The organism is Bacillota bacterium (assembly GCA_040754675.1).
GTDB lineage: Bacteria > Bacillota > Limnochordia > Limnochordales > Geochordaceae > Geochorda.
In genome coordinates this window covers 1-7375 of sequence record JBFMCJ010000195.1, presented here as the reverse complement: position 1 = coordinate 7375, position 7375 = coordinate 1, and the positions used below count along the sequence as shown (strand labels likewise).

General features: G+C 68.5%; 6 protein-coding genes. 5 read left to right on the top strand and 1 reads right to left on the bottom strand.

What is annotated here, in order from left to right; all coding sequences use genetic code 11:
- Nucleotides 1-215: 215 nt before the first annotated feature.
- From ligA to AB1609_12120, 5 genes are read left to right on the top strand one after another with little or no spacing between them, the layout of a single operon-like run.
- The gene (ligA, locus tag AB1609_12140; GenBank protein MEW6047215.1) at nt 216-2282 is read left to right on the top strand and encodes an NAD-dependent DNA ligase LigA; all 2067 of its coding nucleotides are present in this window, start codon (nt 216-218) and stop codon (nt 2280-2282) included.
- Nucleotides 2260-2556, top strand: coding sequence for an Asp-tRNA(Asn)/Glu-tRNA(Gln) amidotransferase subunit GatC (gatC, locus tag AB1609_12135; protein ID MEW6047214.1), 297 nt, complete (start codon nt 2260-2262; stop codon nt 2554-2556). The genes ligA and gatC overlap by 23 nt, the downstream gene beginning before the upstream one ends.
- A 16-nt stretch (nt 2557-2572) precedes the next feature.
- Complete coding sequence (gatA, locus tag AB1609_12130; protein MEW6047213.1) at nt 2573-4108, top strand: Asp-tRNA(Asn)/Glu-tRNA(Gln) amidotransferase subunit GatA; 1536 nt, start codon at nt 2573-2575, stop codon at nt 4106-4108.
- Nucleotides 4105-5625: an Asp-tRNA(Asn)/Glu-tRNA(Gln) amidotransferase subunit GatB gene (gene gatB / locus AB1609_12125; GenBank protein ID MEW6047212.1), complete on the top strand. Its 1521-nt coding sequence runs from the start codon at nt 4105-4107 to the stop codon at nt 5623-5625. Before gatA ends, gatB begins: the two co-directional genes overlap by 4 nt.
- A 37-nt stretch (nt 5626-5662) precedes the next feature.
- Entirely contained in the window at nt 5663-6109 is a 447-nt protein-coding gene (locus tag AB1609_12120; GenBank protein ID MEW6047211.1) for a Fur family transcriptional regulator, read from the top strand.
- A gap of 109 nt (nt 6110-6218) precedes the next feature.
- Here AB1609_12120 and AB1609_12115 read toward each other — a convergent pair.
- Nucleotides 6219-7375 (bottom strand): carbohydrate ABC transporter permease (locus AB1609_12115; protein ID MEW6047210.1); only part of this gene is annotated, 1157 nt, incomplete at its 5' end.

Sequence of the window (7375 nt, the reverse complement as noted above, 5' to 3'; positions counted from 1 at the left end):
CGCCGCCAGAGCAGCGCGCGCGGCGGGCCGGGTGCGTGACACGGACTCGAAAGCCCCCCGAAGCCGCCCCGGATAGCCGGGCCAGGAGGGGCGGCAAGGGAAACTCTATGCAGGTAGGCGTGCCGGAGATGGCGGCGGGCGAGCGGGACCGAGCGCAAAGGGCTCCGTCTGGAAGCCCATATCGACCCCACTCAGGAGGACAGGGAAGCCGTCTGGTGACGGAGGACGTTTTGGAGTCGGCGAAAAGGCGCGCCGAGGAGCTGCGCAGCCTGATCGACTACCACAACTACCGCTATTACGTGCTCGACGCCCCCGAGATCAGCGACGCCGAGTACGACGCCCTGATGCGGGAGCTCCTCGAACTCGAGCAGAAGCACCCCGAACTCGTCACTCCGGATTCGCCCACGCAGAGAATCGGGGGGGCGCCGCTGCCGGAGTTTGGCACCGTGCGCCACCGCACGCCCATGCTGAGCCTGGACAACGCCTATTCCATCGAGGAGCTGAAGGCGTGGGAGGCCCGCCTGCGCCGGATGCTGCCCGGAGAGCCCGTCTGCTACGTCGCCGAGCTCAAGATCGACGGGCTCGCCATCTCGCTGGAGTATGAGCACGGGCGCTTCGTGCGGGGTGCCACCCGCGGCGACGGCACGACGGGCGAGGACGTCACCCAGAATCTGCGTACCATCAAGAGCATCCCCTTGAAGCTCCGCACCGACCGGCCCGTCACGCTGGATGTGCGCGGCGAGGTCTACATGATCAAAAGCGAATTCGAGCACCTCAACGAGGAACGGGCGGCGCGCGGCGAGCCGCTGTTCGCCAACCCCCGCAACGCGGCGGCGGGTTCGGTGCGGCAGCTTGATCCCAGGGTCACGGCGTCCCGGCCCCTCAACATCTTCTGCTACGCCATCGGCACCCTGGAGGGCATCGAGGCCCCACCCACGCACTGGGAGCGCCTGCAGCTCCTCCGGGATCTGGGCCTGCGGGTCAACCCCCACGTGCGGCGCTGCGAGAGCCTGGACGAAGTGCTGGAGTACATCGGCCACTGGGCCGAGCGCCGGCACCAACTGGATTATGAGACCGACGGCATCGTCGTCAAGGTGGACAGCATCGACCAGCAACAGCGCCTGGGCTTCACGGCCAAGAGCCCCCGTTGGGCCATCGCCTACAAGTACCCGGCGGAGCAGGCCATCACCCGGGTGCGCGGGATCGAAATCAACGTCGGCCGCACGGGCGCGCTCACCCCGGTGGCCGTGCTGGACCCCGTTCGGCTGGGCGGCACCACAGTCTCCCGGGCCGGGCTCCACAACGAGGACATCATCCGCAAGCTGGACGTGCGGATCGGCGACTGGGTCAAGGTCCAAAAGGCCGGCGAGATCATCCCCGAGGTGGTCGAGGTCATCCGGGAGCGGCGCGTGGGGGACGAGAAGCCGTTTTCCATGCCGGAGGCGTGCCCCGTCTGCGGGGCGCGGGTGGTACGGCCCGAGGGAGAGGCCATCTGGCGCTGCATCAACCGCCAGTGCCGGGCGCAACTGGTGGAGGGCCTGATCCACTACGCTTCGCGGGACGCCATGGACATCGAGGGCGTGGGCCCGGCCCTGGTGACGCAGCTCGTGGAAAAAGGGCTGGTGAAGAGCCCGGCCGACCTCTACCGGCTCACGGCGCCGCAGCTTGCCGAGCTCGAGCGCATGGGCCCCAAGTCGGCGCAGAACGTGGTGAACGCCATCCAGGAGAGCAAAGGGCGAGGGCTGGCACGGCTCCTCTACGCCCTGGGCATCCGCCACGTGGGCGAGGGGACGGCCCGGGACCTGGCGCGCCACTTTGGCGATATCGACGCCGTGGCGAAGGCCTCCCTCGAGGAACTCATGCAGGTGCCGGACGTGGGCGGGGTGGTGGCGCGCAGCATCCGGGAGTTCTTCGACGAACCGGCCAATTTGCGCCTCGTCGACGAGCTCCGGCAGCTTGGCGTCGTAACCGCGGAGGGGCGGGTGGCTTCCCAGCCGCCGCCCTCGTCGCCGTTCGCCGGCAAGCGAGTGGTGGTGACCGGCACGCTCTCCCGCTACTCCCGCCGGGAGGCCGAGGAGTTGCTTTCGTCGCTGGGCGCCCAGGTGAGCGGATCGGTCAGTTCCAAGACGGACTTCCTGGTGGTCGGGGAGTCGCCCGGCTCCAAGCTGGACAAAGCCCGGGAGCTTGGCGTACCCGTCCTCGACGAGCCTACGTTTTACCGAATGCTGGAAGAAGCAGGAGTGGGGGTCGTGTCAAGCGATGGCGGCCATCACGCCGGATGAGGTGCGGCACGTCGCCCGCCTGGCCCGCCTGGCGCTCGGCGACGAGGAAGTGCAGCGCTTCGCAGAACAGCTCGACGACATCCTGCGGGCAGCGGCGCGCCTTCAGGAACTCAACACGGAGGGGGTCGACCCGACCTTCTACCCCCTGCCGCTGCACAACGTCATGCGCCCGGACGAGGTGCGGCCGTCGCTTCCCCGCGAGCAGGTGCTTCACAACGCCCCCGATCAGGAAAACCACATGTTCAAGGTGCCCCGCATCATCGAAGAGACATGAAGAGGGAACCGGGCGTATGAGCGATCTGCGCGAGCTTTTGTTTGCGTCCATCGAGGAGCTGTCCGCGCTTCTCTGGCAGGGGGAGATCACGGCCCGGGAGCTGGCCGAGGCGCACCTGCGCCAGATCGAGCGCGTCGACCCGGCCATCCACGCCTACCTGACGGTGGTGGCAGACCGGGCGCTGGAACAGGCCGCCGAAGCCGACAGGAAGCTGGCCGATCACCGGAAGGCGGCGAGCACCGGCCGGGCCTCGTCGCCGCCCCAGCCCGCCGAACTGTCGCTGCTGGGCATCCCGTGGGCGTGCAAGGACGTGCTGTGTACCCGAGGCGTCCGCACCACGTGCGGCTCGCGGATCCTGGAGCACTTCGTGCCGCCTTACTCGGCAACGGTGGTCGAGCGCCTGGATGGCGCCGGCGCGGTCATGCTGGGCAAGGTCAACATGGACGAGTTCGCCATGGGATCTTCCACGGAGAACTCGGCGTTCGGCGTCACCCGCAACCCCTGGGACCTGGAGCGGGTGCCCGGCGGGTCGAGCGGGGGTTCGGCGGCCGCGGTGGCGGCGGGGGAGGCGGTCTTCTCGCTGGGTTCCGACACGGGAGGCTCCGTGAGGCTGCCGGCCGCCTACTGCGGGACGGTGGGGCTCAAGCCCACCTACGGCACCGTCTCCCGGTACGGGCTCATCGCATTTGCCTCGTCTCTCGACCAGGTCGGCCCGCTGACCCGCACGGTGCGGGACGCCGCCCTGGTCTTCCAGGCGATTGCCGGGCACGACCCTCTGGATTCCACATCGGCGCCCAGGCCGGTCGGCCCCGTCCTGGAAGAGGTGGAGAAGGGCGTCCGGGGCCTGAAGCTTGGCCTGGCCCCCGAGTACTTCGGCGAGGGGCTGTCGCCCGCCATCCGGGAGGCGGTGCTTTCGGCGGTGCGGAGGCTGGAGCGCGAGGGCGCCGAGGTGGTCGAGGCGCACATGCCGCATCTCGATTACGCGCTCCCGGTCTACTACCTCATTGCGCCTTCTGAGGCGAGCTCCAACCTGGCCCGCTACGACGGTGTCCGCTACGGGCTGCGGACGCCGGGCGAGGACATCATCGCCCAGTTCTCCCGGACGCGCCGGGACGGGTTCGGGCCCGAAGTGAAGCGGCGCATCATGCTCGGCACGTACGCACTCAGCGCCGGCTACTACGAGGCGTTCTACCTCAAGGCGCAGAAGGTGCGCACCCTCATCCGCCGCGACTTTGAGGAGGCGTTCCGCTCGGCCGACGTGCTGGTCACGCCGGTCTCCCCGACCGTGCCGTTCCGGCTGGGAGAAAAGGTGGAGGACCCTCTCCAGATGTATTTGACGGACATCTACACGCTGAGCGTGAACCTGGCCGGGCTGCCCGGCGTCTCGGTGCCGTGCGGCTTTTCGCCCGAGACGTTGCCCATCGGCTTGCAGGTCATCGGCCCTGCCTTCTCTGAGGGGCGGGTGCTGCGGGTGGCTCGGGCGGTGGAGCGGACGGTGGGCGCGGAGTTGACCTCGGGCCGGCGGCCGGCTGTGGCGGTGAACGGGCGATGAGCGAGCGAACGGGCCGCGAACCGAAGGTGCCCTCGCAGCAACAGCTTCCGGCAGGCTGGGAGGCCGTCATCGGCCTTGAGATCCACGTCGAACTGTTGACCCGATCCAAAGTCTTCTGCGGGTGCAGCACAGAGTTCGGCGCGCCGCCCAACACCCACGTCTGCCCGGTCTGCCTGGGGCTGCCGGGGAGCCTCCCCGTTCTGAACGAAAAGGCGGTGGAGTACGCGACGCGGGCGGGGCTGGCGCTCCATTGCGAGATCGCCCCGTATGCGAAGTTCGACCGGAAGAACTACTTTTACCCCGACCTTCCCAAGGCCTATCAGATCTCGCAGTACGACCTGCCGCTTTGCAAAAACGGCTACCTGGAGCTTCGGGTGGGCGGCAAGGTCCGGCGCATCGGGATCACCCGGGTGCACATGGAAGAGGAGACCGGCAAGCTCGTTCACTCGACCGCCACCATCGTGGGCAGCCAGTACTCCCTGGTGGACTACAACCGCAGCGGCGTTCCCCTCATCGAAATCGTTACGCAGCCCGACCTTCGGACCCCCGAGGAGGCGCGCCTTTTCCTCGAAGAACTGCGGAGCATCATGCTGTACCTCGGCATCTCCGACGTGAAGATGGAGGAAGGGTCGCTTCGCTGCGACGCCAACATCTCGCTGCGGCGGCCCGGCGAGACCCGCCTCGGGACCAAGACCGAGGTGAAAAACCTCAACACGTTCCGGGCGGTGGAGCGGGCGTTGCGGCACGAGGCGTTCCGGCAGGCGGCCATCCTGGAAGAGGGCGGCCGGGTGCTGCAGGAGACCCGCGGCTGGGACGACGCGACCGGCGCCACGGTCCCGATGCGCACGAAGGAGACGGTGCAGGACTACCGCTACTTCCCCGAACCCGACATCCCGCCGCTGGTGCTCGACCGGGCATGGGTCGAGCAGATCCGCAAAGCGCTGCCCGAGCTTCCGGCAGCCCGCCGGCAGCGCTTCGAGACGCAGTTCAGCCTGCCGGCGTACGATGCCGACGTCCTCTGCCAGCACCCGGCCGTGGCGGACTTCTTTGAGAAGGCGGCCGCTCGCTTTCCCGACGCCAAGACCGTCAGCAACTGGGTGATGGGGGAGATCCTGAGGCTGCTGAAGGCCACCGGCGAGGAGCCGGCCGTGCTTGGCGCGCATCCAGAGTGGGTGGACCACCTGGTCGGCGTGCTGGAACTGGTGCAGGCAGGCAAGATCAACGCGGCGGCCGGCAAGGAGGTCCTGGAGGAGAGCGTACGGACGGGGCGGGCTCCGGAGGAGATCGTGCGGGCCCGAGGCCTGGAGCAGGTGGGCGACGAGGCAAAGCTCAGAGAGTGGGTGAAGCAGGCCATCGGCACCAACCCCGACGCGGTGGCCTCGTACCGCGCGGGCAAGGCGCAGGCGGCCGGCTTTTTGGTGGGCCAGGTCATGAAGCTCTCTCGGGGCAAGGCCAACCCCAAGGTCGTCGGGGAGCTGGTGCAGCGCGAGCTGGGTCCGCCCGGCCAGGGTTCGTGAAGGCGAGAGGGGGCCGGCGCCAACGGCCGTCGAACGCATCGAAGCCGCCCGGCGGCGCCTGGAAGGGGTCGGAGTTCGGCTTACGACACAGAGGCTCGCCGTGCTGGAGGCGCTGGCCGACCAGCCCGACCACCACTTCAGCGCGCAGGAGCTTTACGAGCGGGCCCGGCGGCGCTTTCCCGCGCTCGGGCTGGCCACGGTCTACCGGACGCTGTTGCTGTTCGAGCGGGCCGGCGTGGTGAGCCGCCTCAACGTGGGAGAAGAGGAGGACCGCTTCGAGTTCGGCCTGGAGCTGGGGCACCGCCACCACCACCTGCTCTGCCTGGGGTGCGGGCGGATCCTGGAGTTCAAGGAGGACCTCCTGGACGATCTGGAACGGCGCATCGAGGCAGAGACCGGGTTTCGCGTCGCGGACCACAGCCTTCACTTCACGGGCTACTGTCCCGACTGCCGGGCGGCCGGCCGGGGAAAGCCCGGCCAGTAGCCGCGGCGCTGTATGCCGTGCTCGCGGCCGCGAGAGGTGATGGGCAGGTGGCGCCAGCCCTGAGCCATGCGCCCCGTAAAGCACGCGGTAAAGCGCCCTGGCCGGTTCGCTATCCCTTCAATCCTGTGAACGAGATGCCCTCCACGAAGTAGCGCTGGAAGACCACGAAGAGGATGACGACGGGGAGCGCGGCCACGATGGCGCCGGCGAGCAGCGGGCCCCAGTCGAACGCCACCGCCCCGTATGCCCTCCGGAACGTCGACAGCCCCACCATCAGCGTGAACTTGTCCTGCGGCGAGGTCAGCACGACCAGCGGCCAGAAGAAGTCGTTCCAGGCGCCCTGGAAGGTGAGGATGGTGACGGCGCCCAGCGCCGGCCTCGCCAGGGGAAGGATGACGCGCCGGAACGCCACGGCAGGACTGGCGCCGTCGATGCGGGCCGACTCCTCCAGTTCTTTTGGCAGCGACTCGAAGAACTGCTTCATGATGAAGACGGCGCTGGCCCCCACCAGCCCGGACAGGATGAGCCCCGTGAACGTGTTGAGGAGCGTCGGCATGCGCCATAGCTTCGAGAGCCCGAAGATCCCGTCCCGCAGCACCAGGTAGTTGGAAATGAACGTGACCTGGGAGGGCACCATCATCGAGAAGAGCATGGCGACGAAAATGAAGTGGCGGCCGGCAAAGCGAAGCCGCGCCAGGGCGTACCCGGCCGTGGACGAAAAGACGAGCGTCGTCAGCACCTTGACAGTGGAGACGAAAAGCGAGTTGCCTATCCACGTGAGGAACAGATTGCGCCCCGTGGTGCGGCTGTAGTTCTCCCGGAAGACCCGGGTGTAATTGTAGAAGACGTACGGGATGACGCCCGGAGTGATGGAGTTCCAGCTCTGCACGCGCCCCAGCCGCTCGATGCGGTTGGGCCACAGCGTGGCCCCCACGAACCGGTACCCCTTCGGCACCTCCACGTCCACAGGCAGCCGTTCGACCGCCTCGCCGCCCGCGTGCCGCACCGTAAACCGGTAGGTGACGATCTCCGTCCCATCGGCGCCGGCTTTCCGGGACACCAGTTCAACCGGGCTCACCTCGGCAAAGTCTGCCGCAAACGGGCTGATCCGGACGGCCCCGGCGCCCGCGCCCGGCACCCGCCTTGGAACCTGCACCTTCGGGAGCGCCAGGTCCCGGGCCGCGAGCTGTTGCGGCACTTCGTAGGTGACCTCGAACGGCACCACGGCGCCGGGGACAAACCTCCCGAACCACCCGCTCCCACCCC

Coding starts and splice junctions, on each gene's coding strand:
- gatC (MEW6047214.1), top strand. CDS start 2,260: ATGGCGGCCATCACGCCGGATGAGGTGCGGCACGTCGCCCGCCTGGCC.
- gatA (MEW6047213.1), top strand. CDS start 2,573: ATGAGCGATCTGCGCGAGCTTTTGTTTGCGTCCATCGAGGAGCTGTCC.
- gatB (MEW6047212.1), top strand. CDS start 4,105: ATGAGCGAGCGAACGGGCCGCGAACCGAAGGTGCCCTCGCAGCAACAG.